Below are 19,717 nucleotides of genomic sequence, written 5' to 3'. Positions count from 1 at the left end.
CTTACAGCCCTCTCTCACGCATATAAGGGCGCACTTTCATGCCGTTTGCTAAGGTGTGAACGCCCGCAGCGACCACGACGTCATCACTTTTTAAGCCGTCTTTAATTTCAATCATGCCTTCTAAAAGTTCGCCCACAACAACCGGTTGTGATGAAACGCTCTGACTCTCGGCGTCGTATTTCCATACGCGGCTTTCACCAGAGGTTGGTGTTGAAAATACGGCCTCGACTGGCACGCGTATGAACGAAGTATCAATGGTAGTGACTTTGCTAAGATCAATAAAAACAGACCCTGTCATCCCCGCAAGCAGATTAAATTCTTCTGGTACAGGCAACGTGAATACGACACGGTAGGTGAGTGTGCGCTTGTCAGCGGTGGTGTCCCATTCTTTGATAGACAATTCGTAGGCTAAATCGGGATAGCCATCAAATACAACGGTGGGATTGTAGCCACTGTCTTTTTTCACGCGGGCCACGAGTTTTTCTGGAATCTGAATGGTGACGTCCATCAAGTCGCGGTTTTCAAGACGCAGAATATTTTGCTTGGCTTGAATAGACTCAAAGTTTTTAACGAAAACCCGTGCCACTGTGCCATCAAAGGGAGCACGAAGTTCGGTGTATTGGAGGTCGGTTTGTGCCTTTTTAAGGGCCGCTTCTGCTACCTGCGCATTGGCCTTAGCTTGATCGTACTCGCTCTCGCTGGCAATGCCTTTTTGGCGCAAACTTTCAATGCGTTCTAACTGAGTTCTGGCAAGCTCATAGCGCGCTTTGCGGTCTTCAACTTGAAGCACGAAATCTTCCGGATCCAGTTTGGCAAGTAACGCACCTTTTTTTACTTCTTGTCCGGCAAGAACAGGAAATTCAACCAATTCTCCACTTACTCTAAACGCGAGAAATGAGCCTTGATTTGCTTCTACTACCGCAGGAAATGAACGCAACATATCGTCGTGCGCATCTTGAACTCGATAGAGTTTTACTGGGCGAATCACCTCTTCTTGCTCAACTTCCACTTCAGAAGAACAACCGCTCAGTAAGCTAACCAATGAAATACCCAAAAGAAATAAACCGGTCGACGTGAATATGCGCATGCATAGTCTCCATTTCAGTAACGCTAAGATATATAAACCATAGATAATTAACGCGTTTTTAGATAGTGCGCGTCGGAATTTTAGAATACGCTTGCAAGAATAATCTCAAGACATATAAAATTATATTTATTTTTTATTCTAGTCTTAATAAATAAATTTTATGACATTAGATCAACTGCGAACGCTAAAAGCCATTATCGACAACGGAACCCTTAATGCTGCCGCGTCGGCATTACATAAAACGCAACCCGCGGTATCCATTGCGATAAAAAAGCTGGAAGAGCAAGTCGGATTTGATATTTTAGATCGCGCTCATTATCGTATTCGATTAACACAGCGTGGCCAGCTTTTTTTTCAAGAAGCGCAAGTGCTGTTGCAAGAAGCCGAACAGTTGACGCAACTGGGGAAAGAGCTTGCTCGTGGCAATGAAGCGTCCTTTGCAATTTCTTATGAACAACTTTGTTCTAATGAACATATTAATGCCTGTTTAAAGTCGACTTTTCGGAGCTTTCCCGGCACGAGATTCAATGTGTCAGGAGGCTCAAGATTTAGCGCGTTGCAAAATATTATTAAACAAGAAGCCCAATTGGGGATAGGTCCTTGGTTTCACCTTTTTCACGCCGCAGGCAATTTTGACAGCATGCCGATTGGCAAAATGGAAATTGTTATTTTGGCGTCTCCATCGCTGTTTGATGCAAAAGACATTACCCTTGCCAGCCAACTCAATCACTACCCGAGCTTGAATGTACAAGAAAGCGATTTGCCCTTTGATAGCGATAAACTGACTTTTGTACGAGGCATGCAGCAAATAAAAATTGGCGATATCTACACGCTTAAATCTTTGCTACTCGATGGTGCAGGCTGGGCGGTAATCAGTAAGCAACAATGCATGAAAGAAATAGATACCGGATTGTTACAACAAGTGGTGTTGTCTGATGTTGAATCTAAAATAGAAGCAGAAATTCGGGTATTTCGTCACTATTCTCGTCAGCATGGCCCTGTGGCGAGTTATTTATGGGAGCAATTTCGGCATTTGTCTGATGCGTTCAAAAAGCAAGACTGTGGGTGCTAGCTAGGCAAATTATAGCGTAAGTACTGTAAGTGTTTAATGATTCAGCCGCGACAGGTAAAGCGCATCTTGTTGTTGGTCAATTTTGAAATCAAATAACCCCAAAACATTCATACCCAATAGGCCGTCGGCTTGATCAAAATGTTCCAGCGGCATGACCATCACGGCAGTATCGGGCAATGTATAGTCACCCACCTTTAATGTTTTAATATGGTAAAGCTCGCCCCTTGTCATGCCGCCAGCGGTGTTCACGTCATACAACCCAATGCGTTTTGCGTACTGGCCGATATTCGACTGATAAAACACCGAGGCTTTGATAACCGATGTCGATGCGCCAGTATCTAACAAAAGCTCGACGGGTTCGTTATTTACTCGTAGCGACGCTCGAAAATGACGACCGATTCGCTGAAGCGGTAAACGTGTATATTCGCTTTCAATCTCACTTGGGTGATCGGTGTGGGTTGTGTTTTGCTGCGAGTGGGAAAAGCCTTGTTCGCGTAACGCCATGGCGCGGATTCGGCGAGCATCAGCGCTATTGGGTGCAAGAGATGCCAAAATATTTTCCATTGGGGCAAAAAGGTGTTGATGTGCATACGCTTCGGCGAGTGCGAGTGTATACAGATCATTGTCAGGCGCCTCTTGCCACAGTGGCTCCAAAAAAGTAGACAACACCTCCCATGCAGACACCGACTGCAATGCTTTAATGTGCTTGCGAGACAGGGTGTCGATAGTACGCTCTATGTCTTTTTTTTGCGCAGCATTCAGCGGTAACGCAAACAATTCGTAATAAGCAAGGAGAGTTTCTCTAGCACTCGCACTTCGAGATTCTAGCTCTACTTCCAGCACGCGCAATGCGACATTCTCAGGTTCAATGCGTAATGCTTGTTGTACAGTAAATAACGCAGCCGCTACATCTCCCTGTGCCAGCCACGAGTCTATTTCAGCCTTAACCGACGATGCGAGGGAATGTGTTTGGTGTTCAACATTCAAGGTCGATGATGGCAGCAATGCGTTTGGGGCTTTTGTGTTTGCGAGTGTCGTGACATCGCTGTTGTCGACTTCGCGGCTTTCAAATTCACGGTTGAGGGGGTGTTGTTCTGAAAATGGGCGCCCGCCTGTTAAAAGCACCACGTTTAACCCAACAGATGCTGCAAAAAGCAGAATGAACACGCCTCTTAGCATCAGGTAGTCTCAGTTAGAGCCAAATCTGGCGTTACAGCCTTGCCGTAGATGTCTGCAAACAGTGTTGGCATTTTTTTAGGCTTACCTGTGCTCATAGCAATACACACAAATTGCGTTGACGCCTTGAGTATCGTCAAGCCATCTGTCTTGCGTATGATTTGAAACTGTCGGGTCAGTTTTAGTTTTTTGTCACAAGTAACAATCCATGTGGCACATAACAATTCATCACCTAAATACGCAGAGGCAAGATAATCAATCTCGTGCCGACGGATGGCCATCGCCCTATCGCATTCGCGGTACATTTCAAGTGTTAAACCTAATGAATTGGAATGGGACCAAGCCACGCGCTCTAGTTGCTTCACGTATTCCGCATTGTTAACGTGTTGATAATGATCAATCTCAGGTTCGGTGACTGTCCATGGCATAAGGAAAGGGTGCGGCAATATCCACTGCAGCTCATTGGTATCGGGGATCGAAGCCTGTGGTTCACGCAATGATTGAGACGGTGTTTGGTGCTGCAAAGTCAAAAGGCTACCTCGGGGAGTGGGTTGGTGGTTTCATGAAACAAGTGTTCCATGATAGCGTGCTCTTTCGCTAAAACAGGTCCGATGAAGTCTTTAACGTTGCCAAGTTTTTTGAAAGAGCGGTATCCCTCGTGTAAGAATCGGTGCAGCGTTAACACACCCGCTGCCTTTGCTGGCCGTTTAGATAAGGTTAACAATGTTGAAATGCCCGGTACTTTAATGACTTCTTGCAAGGCTAAGCCTAACTCTGCGATAAATTGCAGTTGTAGCAACCGGTCTTTTTCATTGTTGCAAGCTCGGTATGCGTGGGCGTAGGTGTCACGATTAATGGTTTGTTCACCAAGATGTTGGGTTAACTTCCAGTCAAGTGCCAGTGACATCGTATTTAAATGCAGCGCCGTTTCAAGAGACGCTAACGCTTTTTCTGGCAATAAAGTCGACATTTTGGGAACGACTCTCGCAAGCTCTTCGTCTCGCTGACTAAAATCTTGCGGGCCATACAATTCATTGACAAAAAATTGCATTGCAGGGCTATATCGCTTGTCTTCCCAAAATGGTTGGTGAGTGTCTATTAAACGATGGCATTGCCATTTCTGTACGTCCACTAACTTGCTTTGCAGTGGTGATTGGTTAATCACGTTTTGCAACGCGTTAGCTTCGTGGAGGTGATGCACAATCTTATCAAGAGTCCGTGTCATAATGATCGTCTTGTCAGTATTAATGAAAGTGAAAGCCACAGCGTTGTTTTGCCAGTATGCGATGACAGCATACAAAATTTCTATACAATCTTACATGCCCGCTTTTACATATGGAAATGCAAACGCTAGAATACGCGCCCAACTTAGGCCGCATCAACGGGCTGAAAAGGCAATCTCGGTAATGATTGGTTAACGTAAATGTCGATAGACATCCAATCACCCATTTTGATCAATCTTAGTAACTGTAGTGCAGTGTATGGTAGCAGATAAACAAGATAGCCATCGAATTCAGGATTTGATATCCATATTTAACGCCGCGTTTTCTGAATCAGAGAACACGCGATTGGTGCGTGGAGACGATGAACCTATTTACTTACCAGCAGATGAGCGAATATCTTATCACCGAATTATTTTTGCCCATGGTTACTATGCCAGTGCACTGCACGAAATTGCTCACTGGTGCATCGCGGGTAAAGCCCGGCGCTTGCTGGAAGATTATGGTTACTGGTATTGCCCAGACGGCCGTAACGCACAGCAACAGGCAGAGTTTGAAAAAGTAGAAATCAAGCCTCAAGCTGTTGAATGGGGATTGTCGCTGGCTGCTAACAAAACATTCAGAGTAAGTACCGACAATTTGCATGGCGCAGAGCCCGATCGTGAGACCTTTACCAAACACGTGCGTGAGCAGCTTATACACTATATTGAAACAGGGTTTCCCCCGCGAGCTGAACAGCTAATTCAGGCGTTACACCTGTTTTATGGTACGCCTCCACTCGGTAAACATCTTCCTAATCTCAAGCAACAATTGGACGCATATGATGAGTGTATTTAAGCTGGGCCTAATCATTAATCCTTTTGCAGGCATTGGCGGCGCGTTGGCACTTAAAGGCAGCGATGGAAAAGCCATTCGTGAAAAAGCCCTGGCAATGGGGGCGGAGAAAAAGGCGAATGAAAAAACAGCGATTGCTTTACACGAACTATTGCCGCTCAAAGACCAAATAGAAATATACACCGCACACGGAGAAATGGGGTTTGATTTGGCGACCCGTATGGGCTTTAACGTGCACTGTGTGTATTCTCCAACTGTAAGCCAAACGGAAGCGTCTGATACTGAGCTTGCGGCTAAGGCATTACAAGCATACGACATCGATTGTTTATTGTTCGCTGGTGGAGACGGCACAGCCAGAAACCTATGCGACGCCATTGGTGCATCCTTGCCGGTGGTTGGTATCCCCGCAGGGTGCAAGATTCACTCAGGCGTTTACGCCATTACGCCCAAATCTGCAGGACGCGTATTAGCGATGTTGATCCGCGGAGAGATTGTCAGTGTCGATGAAGCGCAGGTGAAAGACATCGACGAAGAGGCATTTCGACAAGGGCAGGTGCGCGCGCGTTTGTACGGTGACATGCTCGTTCCAGTTGAGGTGCGTTACATTCAAGCCGTGAAAAATGGCGGCAAAGAAAGTGAAGAATTAGTGCTTTCAGATATTGCTGATCATGTTATCCATGACATGGAAGAACACGAACACATGAGTTACATCATGGGGTCGGGCTCAACGGTTGAAGCGATCATGGAGCAGCTTGGCCTAGACAACACGTTACTCGGTGTTGATGTGGTGCATGAACAAGAGCGGGTGTGTCAAGACGTGACAGAACCCCAATTGTATGACTATGTCACACAACATCCATGCAAATTAGTGATCACCCTGATTGGCGGGCAGGGGCATGTGCTTGGGCGAGGAAATCAGCAGTTAAGCCCCAGAGTGATTGACGCTATTGGCAAAGACAACATAATTATTGTCGCCACAAAATCTAAACTTCAAGCGCTGAATGGTCGACCTTTGGTTGTCGATAGTGGCAATGCAAAAACGAACCAAATGCTAAGTGGTTTAACTCGAATTGTAACGGGCTATCAAGATGAAGTGTTTTATCAGATTGCCAATATAGACGAAGATGAAGTGTAATATGCAAACAGTGACGGAATTTGAACAGCAAGTCGATATTATTGAACGAAAACTTGAGGGCTATGTTGAGCACGGAACCGATGAGGAGCTATTCCTTTCCGGTTACCTTCATGGGCATTTTTCGTTGGTGGTGAGCCAAGCGCTTTTAGCAAAGGAATATGCTATGTCAGCCTTAGATGCACGTATGCGAGCCAGCTTACACAACGCGTTTGATGCAAAAGAACTGGAACAAGCCGATCAAGCATTGGCCTTATCTATGTGGGAGCGTTTGGCGCAATCATAGCGTTGTCACTATACAGACTAGGCTGAATTGCGGCATTCAATTGCCGCTAGTCTGCTCTTTCAATCTTAGTCTGCGGCTCGCTTCACTTTCTCTCATTATTATGTACCATGCCCCCATCCTGTCATGCTTTCTGGCGCGGATTTTGCAGAGTTTTAGCAAAAGTATTGCAAATTACAAAGCAATGTCACGCTACGCGACAAAAGTTTGTCGGTTTCGTGTCGGTTCAGACGGGAAAGTGTTATGGGTATACGTCATCAAAATGTAAATTCGGCTGCGTGGGGCGGATGGGCATTAGCTTGTCTGATTATATTATCTGGCTGTTCAAGTTCCTCGACTTGGCTATCATCAAGCGAGCCTGCGCCTGTTCAGCAAGACAATGTATTAGGTAACATCGAATTCTATACGGCGCAATTAGCCGATGAGTTGTTTTCAGGCATGCCTGTATCGTCGCAGTATCGCTTTGCCGTAGCTGGGTTTGTGCCAGTGTCGACCATGAAAGTCGATCTTAACCATCAACATCCACTGATGTTACTTGGGCATCAGCTTGAACAAGGCCTGATAACCGAAGCGGCAAGAAGGGGGATGGTGGCGCAAGATTACAAAATGGCGAATGACATCATCATGAATGCAGATTCTGATCGGGTATTTTCTCGTCAATTGGACCATCTTAAAGGCGGCGAAGATGTTGATTTCTTTGTATCGGGTACAATTACGGAGCAACAAGAAGGTGCCGTGGTGAATGCCAGAGTCATTCATGTAAGAAGTAAAGATGTAGTTGCAGCGGCGACGAAGTTTTTTCCTGCAACGGTTTTCTGGCAGCGGGAAAAGGTGACAACGCGTAACGGTATGATATACAGAACAGGTTCGTAGGAAAATTGATATGAAAAAGCATGCAACCTTCATCATTCTACTATCGTGGCTAACTGCCTGTTCATCGTCGCAGGGGTGGTCTGACTTATGGGGTAAAGAGGCGCCTAAGCATAGTCAATCGGCCTCGGCTCCATCGTTAAATATTATGGATGTGAGTGGCACGAGTACCCAAGTGTCGGCATCTGATACCTCTTGGCACGAACAATACGTGCCTGTTCGCGCGCAACTTGATAGCAATGGAACGAAGCAATCTGGCGCGAATTACAGTGGCGGCAAAGGGGTATACAATGGCGAAATGTTGAACAAACACATTGGTGACTATGTTCAGAACATGACGCAAGATTTGATTGGCAATATGGCGTTTGTTAGCCAGAATACGCCGATTGGTGTAACGCATTTTGCGCTCATTGACAGTGATTTACAAAAAACCAATGTTCTGGGTTTCCAGCTCGCAGAATCATTTATTCATGAGCTTCATAAATTTCGTATTCCTGTTATTGATTATAAAGCCACAGATTACATTCGTGTTACGCCTGTGGGTGACTTTTTTCTGTCGCGTGACTTTTTAGAGCTGAGCAACAATGAGCCGATAAATTACATATTAACTGGCACCATGACGAGGCACCAAGGTGGCTATCTGATTAATGCGCGCGTGTTAGGTCTGAAGAATAAAGCCGTTGTGGCGAGTGCGCAGATGTTGGTGCCATTTTATGTGGTGGATGCGTTACTACCAAGTATTGATGATGCGGCCAATGGTGTGAAGTTGATTCAAGGCTAATTAAACATTCGCTCAAGCAAGGTGCCGCCTGCTTGAGCTGAACTTACCAATGTGCCTAGTGGGTTGATGCTATGGCTACTGCGCTTCATTTTTACTGAGTGCGCGAATAAGAAATCGATTCGGTGATAAGGCGTTTAACACATTAACAGGCAAAGGTATCGGGCTCGCGGTTATTTGACTCACCAACGCCTCAGCCAATAGCGGCGCCGTTGTTAACCCTCGCGAACCTAGTGCAGTCAATGTGTATAGGTTTTCTAAACTCTTCGCCATGCCAAAGCGTGAATGGTTGTGTGATTTAAATCCTGTCTTGTGTATCGTTTGATATTGATTTCTCTGTTCTTCAGCATCAAATAAGCTACCCATGAGTGGGATATGATCAGGCACATTGCACCGAGTTGCCGCTCGACCAGTGGCGTCTCCTTTTAGTGCGTCAACCCAGTCACACTTTGCCATCGCAGTTTGATGAGTCGCTATGTTATGTTGTTGTTCTTCATATCGATACTGGCAATGGGGGTCCCCTTTAAAATAGGTACTTCCCAGCGCATGGCGCTCATCATATTTAGGCGTCATATAGCCTTTATGGCATAATACAGTGTTCAAACCACTGAGTGTCTCTGAGGTAGGAATAAACTCTACCTGTCCGCGCGTAATACCCAATGGAAGCTCACTAAATACAGGCAGATTCAGTGACTCTGCGCCAGTGGCCAAAATTACGATATCTGCGCGAGTTTCTTCGCCATGTTGCCATTGAAGCTTCCACTGCTGGCCGTCACGCGCTAAATTGACCAACGTAGCATTACCGCTAAACGCTGTTCCTACTTTGCGCTTAGCTTCTGACATCAGCACTGATACAAGCCCTTTGGGGCTTAACCACCCTCCCTGTTCTATAAATAATCCACAGTAGGGCATATCTATTCCTGCAATATCCTGAGCCTCTGGGGGGGCAACGCGACGCACTAAATCGATAGGCCAAGTGTGGTTGCCAATGAGTTTGGAATATTTTTCCCTAACGTCTTCTGTGTAAGCGGGCAGTAATACACCACACCACTGGTGTGGGAAATGCGCGTGTTGTTGTAACAGCTGCTGGTATAAGCGTTTAGCGTACACAAAACCGTGCGCTTGGAGCGCGCTAGCGATGCTAAATGTTGTGCCAAGTTGTGGGTAAAATCCACCTTGTGTGTTGCCTGATGCAGCGTCTGCGACTTCGTTTTGTTTGCCAAATACGGTCGACGCTAGCCCTTTCCTCGCTAACGCATAGGCCACATTAGCCCCCGCTAAACCTGCGCCGACAATGGCAATGTTCGCCTGCTGAAGATTGCCGTTCGCTGCGTGACGATAAAAGGCTTTTTCAATGTTTTTTCGTGATTGGCCTTCGGGCATGGTGCCAGCAAGCATATCTCGCTTACGGCCAAACCCTTTACGCTTTTCTACGTTGAATCCGACTGCCGCTAGCCCGCGTTTTACAAAGCCCGCAGCGGTGAAGGTGGCAAATGTGCCAAACGGCGCGGTGAGCCTGGCCATATTTTCAAACAATGTGTCTGACCACATTTGGGGATTCTTACTGGGTGCAAATCCATCCAGAAACCACGCATTCACTAAGCCATGCTGGTTTACTGAAAGTTGGGGTAGGGTATCGTGAACGTCTCCCAACCATAGGTCGAGAACAATGGCATCGTCATCAAATGACATACGATGACAGCCAGGCAAAAACGAAGGGTATTGTTGTAATAGTTGTAAGGATATATCAGAAAAGTCTGACCACCTTGCGAGGGCTTCTTCTAAACTTTTTTTAGTTAATGGGTATTTTTCCGTCGAAATGTAATAAAGCTGCGGTAGAGTATGGTTGGGGTGCGCTTTTTTTAGGTGACGATAAGCCGCCACTGTGGCGAGAAAATTCAGCCCAGTACCAAATCCAGTTTCAGCAATCACGAACTGAGGAGATTCACAATTTAACCAGCGTTCCGGTAAGCCATTGTTTTTAAGAAAAACATAATTGGTCTCTGCCAAGCCGTCGACATTAGAAAAGTAAACATCGTCAAAATCAACGGCAACGGGCGTGCCTTGTTCATTGAATTGAATATTCGCGCTAGAAATGGTCAAACGTCAGTACCTATTGAGAAAAACCAGCGTAGTGTAATTCACTGGCAGTATATTCTCAAAAGAGCAGACCAGTTTTACGCAGAAAATCATTAGTATATGCGGCAAATAAAGATATAAAGAGGTCGATATGAGACGAGCTGTGATCACTGGAATGGGTATCGTTTCCAGTATAGGTAACAACAAAGAAGAAGTGCTGGCGTCATTAAAAGCGGGACGTTCAGGTATTTCGCGCTCTGAGCAGTTTGCCGAAATGGGATTAAGAAGTCAGGTTTGGGGCGGAATAGACATTAACCTCAAAGAACTTATCGACAGAAAAGCCATGCGTTTTATGGGCGACGCTGCTGGCTATGCGTATGTTGCCATGCAACAAGCCATCGAAGATGCGGGGTTGTCTGAAGAGCAAGTATCTAACCCTCGAACAGGCGTCATTGCAGGCTCTGGCGGTGCGTCGTCTGAAAATCAGGTGGCCTCTGCCGATATTTTGCGTGAAAAAGGTGTTAAGCGCGTGGGGCCTTACATGGTGCCACGCTCAATGAGTAGCACGGTATCGGCGTGTTTAGCTACGCCGTTTAAAATTAAAGGTGTGAATTACTCTATCGCATCGGCGTGTGCCACCAGTGCCCATTGTATTGGAAATGCACTTGAGTTAATTCAATTGGGTAAGCAAGATGTTGTTTTTGCTGGAGGTGGCGAAGAGCTTCATTGGAGTTTGGCCGTTCAGTTTGATGCCATGGGAGCGTTGTCGAGCAAATTCAATGACACGCCAGAGGTGGCATCACGCACTTACGATGCTGACCGTGATGGGTTCGTGTGCTCTGGCGGCGGTGGCATCGTGGTAGTTGAAGAACTTGAGCATGCATTGGCGCGTGGTGCGAAAATTTACGGCGAAGTTATAGGCTATGGCGCAACGTCTGATGGCTACGACATGGTGGCGCCGTCGGGCGAAGGTGCGGTCAGATGTATGCAGCAAGCAATGCAAGGTATCGATGAAAAAATTGATTACCTGAATTCTCACGGTACTTCTACGCCTGTAGGTGATGTAAAAGAGCTAGGTGCGATTCGTGAAGTGTTTGGTGATGAAAGCCCGCCTATTAGTGCGACCAAAGCAATGACGGGGCATGCATTAGGCGCTGCGGGAGTTAATGAAGCGATTTATACGTTGCTCATGATGGAAAATGACTTTATCGCACCGTCTATCAATGTTGAGACATTAGATGATGATGCAAAAGGCCTCGACATTGTCACCGAAATGCGTGAAGCTGAACTTCACACCGTGATGTCAAACAGTTTTGGATTTGGTGGTACGAATGCAACATTGGTATTTAAAAAGTACAAGTAATTCCAACACGCGTGCGGGAATAAACGCGTTTTTGTTGTAGTTAATTATTCCATACCATGCTTCCAAGCAATTACGCCCTCTCAAAACGAGGGCGTAATTATTTTACAAACGCTTGTTTCCAATTACATCGCTGCAAAATTCACAAGGGTTTCTGGTGCTAGAATCGTTATTTTTCCATACCCTCGAGAAAGCACATTGTCATGCTCTAACTCGCCCAATAATTGATTGATGGTTTGTCTACTTGTATTAAGCATATGCGCGAGATCGTCTTGAGAAATGTGAATGGGTTTGATGGCTTGCGGTGTTTGCTGGCGCGTGAATCCATTGCTCAACATTAAAAGGCGCTTTGCTAAGCGTCCTTTAAGTGGTAAGCCTCCGCTTTCATCAATGAGAGAAAATGTAGCGCGAATGCGCGCGCACAACAATTGCGCAAAATAAGGATACAGCGCAGGGTGCTGTTCCAGCAGGTCATGAAAGCGTGTTTGGGTAATCACTAAAATATCGCAGGTTTCGTCAGCAAATGAATTATGGGTGCGAGGTAAGCTATCAAACATCGATATTTCTCCAAACCAGCTACCAGGTTCTAGCCAAGTGAGTACCATTTCACGCCCATCCCGATTGACATTGCTTACTCTTATTCTGCCTTTTAACAAGCAGTAGAGTCCTTCTGCTTCCTCGCCTTTGCCATGAAGTCGTTGACCTTTGGGGAGTGCGCGTTGTTTTCCCGCTGATATCAATGCGTTTGCGAGATGGGCTGGGATAGAAGAAAACCACGCGTTATGTTTTAAAAGTGTCAGAATATGTGGGATGTTAGGAGAAGCATTCTGCATCCGTTTATCTCTGAGTTATTTGTATTAAATGTCAAATATACGACAGTTTAATCTGGCGTGACACCGTAAAGTGATGACAAGTTAATCAATTCAAATAGGGAAACGAAATGGCAAAACATCATGACAGCGCAATGTCTGAACAAGAATGGCAAACACGAGTCGATTTAGCCGCGTGCTACAGAATGGTGGCGCATTATGGTTGGGATGACCTTATTTTTACGCACATTTCAGCTAGGGTGCCGGGGCCAGAACATCACTTTCTGATTAACCCGTACGGCATGATGTTTGATGAAGTGACAGCGTCCAGTTTGGTCAAAGTAGATTTACACGGCAATAAAGTTGTCGAATCGGACTATGATATCAATCCGGCGGGATTTACGATTCATAGCGCAGTGCATGAAGCGCGCGAAGATGCCAAGTGTGTTATTCATTTGCATACTAACGAAGGTGTGGCTGTGTCTGCGTTAGAGGAAGGCTTGATGCCTTACAGCCAGCAGTCATTGTTTCCTTTGGCTTCGTTGTCGTACCATGCTTACGAAGGCGTTGCCTTGAATCCTGATGAAAAAACGAGACTGGTGAAAGATCTGGGTGACACGCAGTTTATGATTTTACGTAATCACGGATTATTAACCTGCGCTGATAATATTCCCGATGCGTTCCTATTTATGTTTATCATGCAAAGGGCGTGTGAAATTCAATTGAAAGCACAAGCAACAGGGCAACCGCTAATCAGTATTCCTACGCCTATCTTAGAGGGAATTCGCGCACAAGCTGAACAGGTGACACGCTCTGCGGGAGGCGGGCTTGCGTGGCCAGGTATTCTCCGTAAGCTAAACCGAATTAACCCAGGATACGACCAGTAATATGATGTGCCAAGCCCAAACATTGCAAGCCTCCCAACACATTCAGGGGCGATCTTTACGCGTGTTACCCCATGATATTGACGGGTATCGTCGTTCTGCCTCCTATATTCGTGTTGACGGGCATCGCTTGGCTTATTGGTATCACGGAAAGCCAAGTGCACATGATAACCCTGCGCCGCTCATATTGCTTATTCATGGCTTTCCTAGTGCGTCTTGGGATTGGCACAAAATATGGCCGTATCTATCGACACGTTTTCAGCTTCTTGCCGTTGATATGCTTGGCTTTGGGCTGTCGGAAAAGCCGTTTGAGCATCAATATCGATTGTCAGAGCAAGCCCGCAGAATAGCTGCGGTGGTAAGCAGTCTCGGTGTTCAACCTCATCATATTCTTGCCCATGATTATGGTGACTCAGTGGCGCAAGTTTTACTTACGCAGCATTATCATGGCAACCTTGATTGGCCGCTACAATCGGTTTGCTATCTTAATGGCGGCTTGTTCAGTGAGTCACACCGCCCACTGCTGACGCAAAAAGTGCTTAAAAGCGTGTTCGGCGTTTGGTTAGTTCCCTTTCTAACAAAAGCGAGTTTAGCGCGAAGTTTTACCAAAATATTTGGCAACGCGACGCCTCCTGATGAACAGGATATTACAACGTTGTATCAATTGCTGTGTGTGAATAAGGGTAAAGATGTACTTCCTTCACTGTTAAGTTATATTGATGAGCGCGCTGAATACCGTGATGAGTGGGTACATGCCATGCAACAGACCGAGGTTAAGCAGGGCTTTATTAACGGATTACAGGATCCGATTTCAGGTAAGCACATGTTGATACGCTTTGCCGAATTGTTGCCTGACAGTGATTATACGGGAATAAACGTAGGGCATTACCCACAAATAGAAGCGGCTGATGATGTCGCTGAACATTATTTACGGTTTTTATCGGATTTTCATGATTAGGCAGAGTGTATCGTCGGTGTTTCTCTGATTCATGTATGGCATACTTAGGTGTCATTTTCAGTGAGATAAGTCATGAAAATTTTGTATGAAGACTCAATGCTTTACGCTGATGCATTCTTTCCAAAATTGGGTGAGGCAAAGGCATTCTCGCATCAAAGTATTACTCCCGAGCATCTTATCGACGTAGATGTACTGCTTGTTAGGTCGACGACACCGGTTACACCTGCACTCCTTAGCAAAGCGAATTGCTTGCAGTTTGTCGGGACGGCAACGGCGGGCGCGAATCACGTTGATGTTTCTTTTCTTGAACAACAACGCATTCCTTTTTCTACCGCGGCTGGATGTAACGCCATTGCGGTTGCTGAATATGTGATCAGTGCGATTTACGCGACACGGAAAAAGTTTGCCACGCCAGTGCGAGAGCGCACCGTTGGAATCGTTGGGGCAGGGCATGTGGGCACCGCACTAGCCTCTAAACTCGACGCGCTCGGTGTGAACTATGTGCTGTGCGATCCGCCACTTGCGGCAAAAGGGGATAAGCGAGAGTTTGTCTCGTTTAAGCAGGCAATGGCCTGTGACATTATTAGCCTCCACACACCGCTAGTCACCCAAGGGCCACACCCTACGCACCATATGGTCAATGAAGCGGTGCTAGAAAGCCTTCGAGACGATCAGTTGCTGATTAATGCGTGTCGAGGCGAAGTGTTAGATAATCAAGCTGCTTTATCACGTTTGGAGCAAGGACACCCACTTAACTTGGTGTTAGATGTTTGGGAGAATGAGCCCACTATTCTCACCTCTCTCATTCCCCACTGTTTAATCGCGACCGCACATATTGCTGGGCATACGTTAGAGGGCAAAGCGCGGGGCACATCTATGCTTTATCAGCAATTGTGTCAGCAGTTTTCTCTACCTGAAACCGTGACCTTAGAAGCACTGCTTCCTGAGGCAAACCCATCTTGCCTTACGTTGGCAGACGTGTTGGACAATCATCTATCTGACAACAGCGTTGCTCAACTCGTACATCAGATTTATAACGTTGAGCAGGATCATCAAGCGTTCACCGCGCATGCCATGGATGCTGAGCGCTTTCGATATATTCGAAAACACTATGCTATGCGAAGAGAATTTTCAGCGGTGTCACTTAACGCTGGAAATTTTTCTGAATCAGAGGCACTCTACAAGCTTGGTTTCTCGCGGTAGAGATCTACACTAATTCAATATACGAAAATAAGGAGTAATAGGTTAATGTCCCAAGCGTTTGATGTTGCCGTACTGGGTGCGACCGGTTTGGTTGGTCAGCACATGATTGAAATTCTAGAAGAGCGGAATTTCCCAGTGAATAAATTATATCCACTGGCAAGCGCACGTTCTGCAGGTGGTAAGGTGACGTTTAAGGGCCAGGAAATTACCGTGCTTGATGCAGACGAATTTGACTGGAGTCAAGCGCAGCTTGGGTTCTTCTCCGCCGGAGGAAGTGTGTCTGAAAAGTTTGCACCTATTGCCGCAGAAGCAGGCTGTGTGGTTATCGATAATACCTCTCATTTTCGCTATGAGCCCGATATTCCGCTAGTTGTGCCAGAAGTAAATGCTCACGCTCTAGCTGATTTCAGAAACCGCAATATTATTGCAAACCCGAACTGCTCAACCATCCAAATGCTGGTGGCGCTTAAGCCAATTCATGACGCAGTCGGGATTGAGCGTATTAATGTGGCTACATACCAGTCGGTGTCTGGAGCAGGTAAAGAAGCCATGGAAGAACTGGCGAAGCAAACAGCGGACTTATTAAGTGGCCGCGAAGTGAAAACTGAAAACTTTAGCCGTCAGATTGCGTTTAATGTGATCCCTCAAATAGACGTATTTTTAGATAACGATTACACCAAAGAAGAAATGAAAATGGCATGGGAAACCCAAAAGATCATGGGAGACGACGCTATATTAGTAAATGCAACGGCAGTTCGTGTGCCAGTATTTTTCGGTCATGGTGAAGCAGTACATATCGAGACTCGCCAGCCTATTGATATAGAAGACGTGAAAGCGCTATTGCGCGATGCACCAGGTATTACGTTTAAAGACGAACGTGAAGCGTTTCCAACGCAAGTTGGAGACGCCAGCGGCAAAGATGACGTGTACGTTGGGCGTGTTAGAAAAGATATTACACATCCTAACGGCATCAATATGTGGGTTGTTTCTGATAATGTGCGTAAAGGGGCGGCAACCAACAGTATTCAAATCGCAGAGACACTGATTCGCGATTATTATTAATACTATCAAGCGGGTAAGGTGACCATTACCCGCTTATTCTTTTCATACTTTTTCTAAACTGGTCGATAAAGAACGATGAGGAAGGAAAGCGGCGTCTATCTGGTTGACTTGCTTAAGAATTATCCTTATCGACAGGAATATCTGCTGCTCTCCTAGACCACAAAGATCTTGTGGTTTATAGTAATCCTAACTATTTGGTTTATAATCACATTTTTGGAATGCGTTTTGCTTGTTTTTTAACTTGGGTTAAGTTTGACAAGTTTTTGGCACCCGTAACGAATGAACGATATGATAAACAGACGGGACCAAAGTAACGTATAACGATAAGCTCTGTTTCGCTGCTGCTTAGTGTCAGTGGCTTGAACAGGCAGAGCAATATATTCTTTTGGGGCGACGAAGAAACAATATGAATTTGCGGCAAGTGTTTTTTGGGCTGATCACGATTGCTTGTGTTGCCTTAACCAGTCTGGCAAACGCGCAACAAGTCCAGATAAAAGGACCTAAAGATGCCACGGCTCAATACTCGGGCGTGACATATGGCCCTATTACTTCTGACGACACTTTGTGGCGAATCGCGACCAAATACAGACAAAATAATCGCCTTTCTATTTATCAGGTCATGCAGGCGATTTACGAGCTTAATCCTGATGCCTTCGAATACAATAACTTCAATTATCTCAGAAATGGGGCAATTCTAAGGCTGCCCTCAGAGCGTTATATCGCCCGCGTCGACACCCAAACGGCAAAAGAACGAGCTGAACGTGATGACCTCACATTCCTTCCTGCTAAACAAGCATCGGTAGGAAAAGCCAAGATCGATCCACCCAAGCCGCTAGTTAACAAAGAAGATTTAACCCAAACCAAACAAGAATTGGAAGAAAAGCTGACGGCCATCGATACTGAGCAGCAGAAACAGTTCCAATCAATCCGAGATCAATTCGCCCAGTCTATTGACAGCGTACAGTCTTTACTCGACGAAAATAAAAAGCTTTACGACCGTTTGGACGACGTCAATGAGGATATTGACACATTGCGCACTCGTGTTGACGATGAATTAAAAGTACAAATTGATCAAGTGCTGGATATTCAAAATCAACTGTTGGCGTTATCGCAGGAGCAAGAAGCCCGTCGTAAAGCAGAAATGGAAAAGTCGAATTTTGATTTTCTGACCGATCCACTATTTATCATTATATCGTCGACTATCTTTACCCTATCGCTACTTGTAGGCTTAACGTTGTGGCTGCTTAAGCGAAAGAAAACTGACGCCACTGAGCCTGCACTGACCGAGGCGAAGGCACCGCCCGCCCCCCAATCCAACGAAATGGATGAGCTCACTGATGCGTTAGCCGCACAAAGCAATGAACCCCCCAAAAAAGCAGAAGAAGACTTATTTGGAGAAGATGACCTTCTGGACGACGTACTGTCTGAAGAGTTGGAAGAATCCCTCGATGATGCCCTTGATGAAGAGTTAGAGGCCTTCGATGATTTGAGCGATGAAATGTTGGTGCCAGAAACCGATAAAGATGGTGGGGACGAAGCCTTCGATGATGCATTTGAGGAGGCTGATGCAGTTCTTGAGCAAGGTGATTTGGACTCGTTGTTCGAGGATGACGACGCACTGGCTGCCGACCTTGATGATGAACTCGACAGTTTAGAATTACCCGATTCAGAAGATTTAGATACCGACGCAATATTGGAAGACGCTACAACAGATGGTGCATTGGATGAAACGCTCGAACAAGATGATCTCGATAGTATCCTTGACGAAGCGGTAGACGAGATGGGTGAAACTGTGAGCGAGGACGAATCAGCGCCCGCAGATACCGATGCACCTGAGGAAGTCAGTGAGGACCCCGTCGATATCAGTGAACTAGATTCGGATGATAAGCCGGAGATCAGCATTGATGAGTTGCTAGAAGAGCCCACGCCTCCAGAGCCTGAAAATATAGATATTTCTGAAGATGAAGCGATGAGTGAAGACATGCTTCAGCAGCTAGATTCAGAAATTACGTCGCAAAATGAAGAACTCGATAACATTACCGACGAACTGATTAATGAAATCGAGCAGCTTGAACAAATGGGAGATTTGCTGCCCGACGATGAAGATGAAGAAGGCGACAGTCAGGATGCTGAGCAACAACATGCGATTCAGGAATTAGACAACCTCCCTGATGACTTTGAAGATGACGGTACGCCGCTTGATGAAAATGATGATTTGGCAGACGAGCTACTCGCAGAATTAGCGCCAGAGTTTGAGAACGAGCAAGACAGTGAACCGCAAACAGAAGATGACGCAGATTTAGCTGATGTCTCAGGCGATGCATCCGATGACTTGGCTGATGAACTTTTAGCTGAACTAGAGGGTGAAACAAGCGAGCAAGAGGATATTGCAGATGCAATGGCTGATGAACTGTCAGACGAATTGCTTGAAGAATTAGAGGCTGAAACGAGTAATGAGAGCGAAGATGCCCTCGCGGATGAATTACTTGCAGAACTTGAAGCAGATTTAGACGGAGACGAGCAAGATGCGGATTTTGATGCAATAGCAGAAGACATTGAACCTGCTAGTAACGAAGATCCCTCCGTTACAGTTGATGAGCAAAGCGACTCCGAGTCATCGTTAGTTGACGATGCTGAAAAGCAGCATCAAAGCCAAGATGATGCTTCTCAAGACGCAGAAGGTGGAGAGTCGCAAGAGGTAGATGAAGCGCCAATTCGCGACAATATCGACGAAAATATTGATGCAGCCCTTGACGTAGAAGAGCCATCACAAAACACTGAAGAAGCCGAAGCCGAAGCCGAAGCCGAAGCCGAAGCCGAAGCCGAAGCCGAAGCCGAAGCCGAAGCCGAAGCCGAAGCCGAAGCCGAAGCCGAAGCCGAAGCCGAAGCCGAAGCCGAAGCCGAAGCCGA

Annotated in this window: 18 protein-coding genes; 12 read left to right on the top strand and 6 right to left on the bottom strand. The window is 46.1% G+C overall.

Going from position 1 to position 19,717, the window contains the following annotated elements; all coding sequences use genetic code 11:
• Position 1 precedes the first annotated feature (1 nt).
• The gene (locus tag OE749_RS00090) at positions 2–1,087 is read right to left on the bottom strand and encodes an efflux RND transporter periplasmic adaptor subunit (RefSeq protein WP_263710302.1); all 1,086 of its coding nucleotides are present in this window, start codon (positions 1,085–1,087) and stop codon (positions 2–4) included.
• A 160-nt stretch (positions 1,088–1,247) separates the two neighbouring features.
• Between OE749_RS00090 and OE749_RS00085 the strand changes: the two genes are divergently transcribed.
• A complete protein-coding gene (locus OE749_RS00085; protein WP_263710301.1) occupies positions 1,248–2,159 on the top strand; it encodes a LysR family transcriptional regulator in 912 nt (303 codons plus the stop codon).
• Positions 2,160–2,192: 33 nt separating this feature from the next.
• Here OE749_RS00085 and OE749_RS00080 read toward each other — a convergent pair whose 3' ends face one another.
• From OE749_RS00080 to OE749_RS00070, 3 genes are all read right to left on the bottom strand, one after another.
• A complete protein-coding gene (locus OE749_RS00080; protein ID WP_263710300.1) occupies positions 2,193–3,338 on the bottom strand; it encodes a retropepsin-like aspartic protease family protein in 1,146 nt (381 codons plus the stop codon).
• Positions 3,338–3,763, bottom strand: a complete 426-nt coding sequence (locus OE749_RS00075; protein WP_263710958.1) for an acyl-CoA thioesterase — start codon at positions 3,761–3,763, stop codon at positions 3,338–3,340. Before OE749_RS00075 ends, OE749_RS00080 begins: the two co-directional genes overlap by 1 nt.
• 98 nt (positions 3,764–3,861) lie before the next feature.
• The gene (locus OE749_RS00070; protein ID WP_263710298.1) at positions 3,862–4,560 is read right to left on the bottom strand and encodes an FFLEELY motif protein; all 699 of its coding nucleotides are present in this window, start codon (positions 4,558–4,560) and stop codon (positions 3,862–3,864) included.
• 256 nt (positions 4,561–4,816) lie between these two features.
• Here OE749_RS00070 and OE749_RS00065 point away from each other — a divergent pair, with 256 nt between their 5' ends.
• From OE749_RS00065 to OE749_RS00045, 5 genes are all read left to right on the top strand, one after another.
• Positions 4,817–5,392, top strand: coding sequence for an elongation factor P hydroxylase (locus tag OE749_RS00065; protein WP_263710297.1), 576 nt, complete (start codon positions 4,817–4,819; stop codon positions 5,390–5,392).
• Positions 5,379–6,524 (top strand): ATP-NAD kinase family protein, encoded by a 1,146-nt coding sequence (locus OE749_RS00060; protein ID WP_263710296.1) that lies wholly within the window; start codon positions 5,379–5,381, stop codon positions 6,522–6,524. The genes OE749_RS00065 and OE749_RS00060 overlap by 14 nt, the downstream gene beginning before the upstream one ends.
• A gap of 1 nt (position 6,525) precedes the next feature.
• The gene (locus tag OE749_RS00055) at positions 6,526–6,807 is read left to right on the top strand and encodes a YfcL family protein (RefSeq protein ID WP_263710295.1); all 282 of its coding nucleotides are present in this window, start codon (positions 6,526–6,528) and stop codon (positions 6,805–6,807) included.
• Positions 6,808–7,047: 240 nt separating this feature from the next.
• Positions 7,048–7,677, top strand: a complete 630-nt coding sequence (locus tag OE749_RS00050) for a FlgO family outer membrane protein (RefSeq protein WP_263710294.1) — start codon at positions 7,048–7,050, stop codon at positions 7,675–7,677.
• Positions 7,678–7,687: 10 nt separating this feature from the next.
• On the top strand, positions 7,688–8,455 hold the full coding sequence (locus tag OE749_RS00045; RefSeq protein WP_263710293.1) for a FlgO family outer membrane protein: 768 nt from the start codon (positions 7,688–7,690) through the stop codon (positions 8,453–8,455).
• A gap of 75 nt (positions 8,456–8,530) precedes the next feature.
• Here the strand turns inward: OE749_RS00045 and mnmC are convergent, their stop codons facing one another.
• A complete protein-coding gene (gene mnmC, locus OE749_RS00040) occupies positions 8,531–10,555 on the bottom strand; it encodes a bifunctional tRNA (5-methylaminomethyl-2-thiouridine)(34)-methyltransferase MnmD/FAD-dependent 5-carboxymethylaminomethyl-2-thiouridine(34) oxidoreductase MnmC (protein WP_263710292.1) in 2,025 nt (674 codons plus the stop codon).
• A gap of 127 nt (positions 10,556–10,682) precedes the next feature.
• On the opposite strand from mnmC, the gene fabB reads away from it, so the two are divergent.
• Entirely contained in the window at positions 10,683–11,894 is a 1,212-nt protein-coding gene (fabB, locus tag OE749_RS00035; RefSeq protein WP_263710291.1) for a beta-ketoacyl-ACP synthase I, read from the top strand.
• 122 nt (positions 11,895–12,016) lie between these two features.
• On the opposite strand, the gene OE749_RS00030 is transcribed toward fabB, so the two are convergent.
• Entirely contained in the window at positions 12,017–12,724 is a 708-nt protein-coding gene (locus OE749_RS00030) for a Crp/Fnr family transcriptional regulator (protein ID WP_263710290.1), read from the bottom strand.
• 107 nt (positions 12,725–12,831) lie between these two features.
• Between OE749_RS00030 and OE749_RS00025 the strand changes: the two genes are divergently transcribed.
• The 5 genes from OE749_RS00025 to OE749_RS00005 form a co-directional block, all read left to right on the top strand.
• Positions 12,832–13,587, top strand: a complete 756-nt coding sequence (locus tag OE749_RS00025) for a class II aldolase/adducin family protein (protein ID WP_263710289.1) — start codon at positions 12,832–12,834, stop codon at positions 13,585–13,587.
• Position 13,588: 1 nt separating this feature from the next.
• Complete coding sequence (locus OE749_RS00020; RefSeq protein WP_263710288.1) at positions 13,589–14,542, top strand: alpha/beta fold hydrolase; 954 nt, start codon at positions 13,589–13,591, stop codon at positions 14,540–14,542.
• 72 nt (positions 14,543–14,614) lie between these two features.
• Positions 14,615–15,745, top strand: a complete 1,131-nt coding sequence (locus OE749_RS00015) for a 4-phosphoerythronate dehydrogenase (protein WP_263710287.1) — start codon at positions 14,615–14,617, stop codon at positions 15,743–15,745.
• A gap of 45 nt (positions 15,746–15,790) precedes the next feature.
• Positions 15,791–16,807, top strand: a complete 1,017-nt coding sequence (locus OE749_RS00010; RefSeq protein WP_263710286.1) for an aspartate-semialdehyde dehydrogenase — start codon at positions 15,791–15,793, stop codon at positions 16,805–16,807.
• Between the two features lie 406 nt (positions 16,808–17,213).
• On the top strand, positions 17,214–19,717 hold a 2,504-nt coding region (locus tag OE749_RS00005; RefSeq protein WP_318527862.1), incomplete at its 3' end, for a FimV/HubP family polar landmark protein.

It is taken from the genome of Fluctibacter corallii, from assembly GCF_025751585.1.
GTDB classification, from domain to species: domain Bacteria; phylum Pseudomonadota; class Gammaproteobacteria; order Enterobacterales; family Alteromonadaceae; genus Fluctibacter_A; species Fluctibacter_A corallii.
Note: the sequence above shows the minus strand (reverse complement) of the source record. Positions and strands in the feature narration are given on the sequence as shown.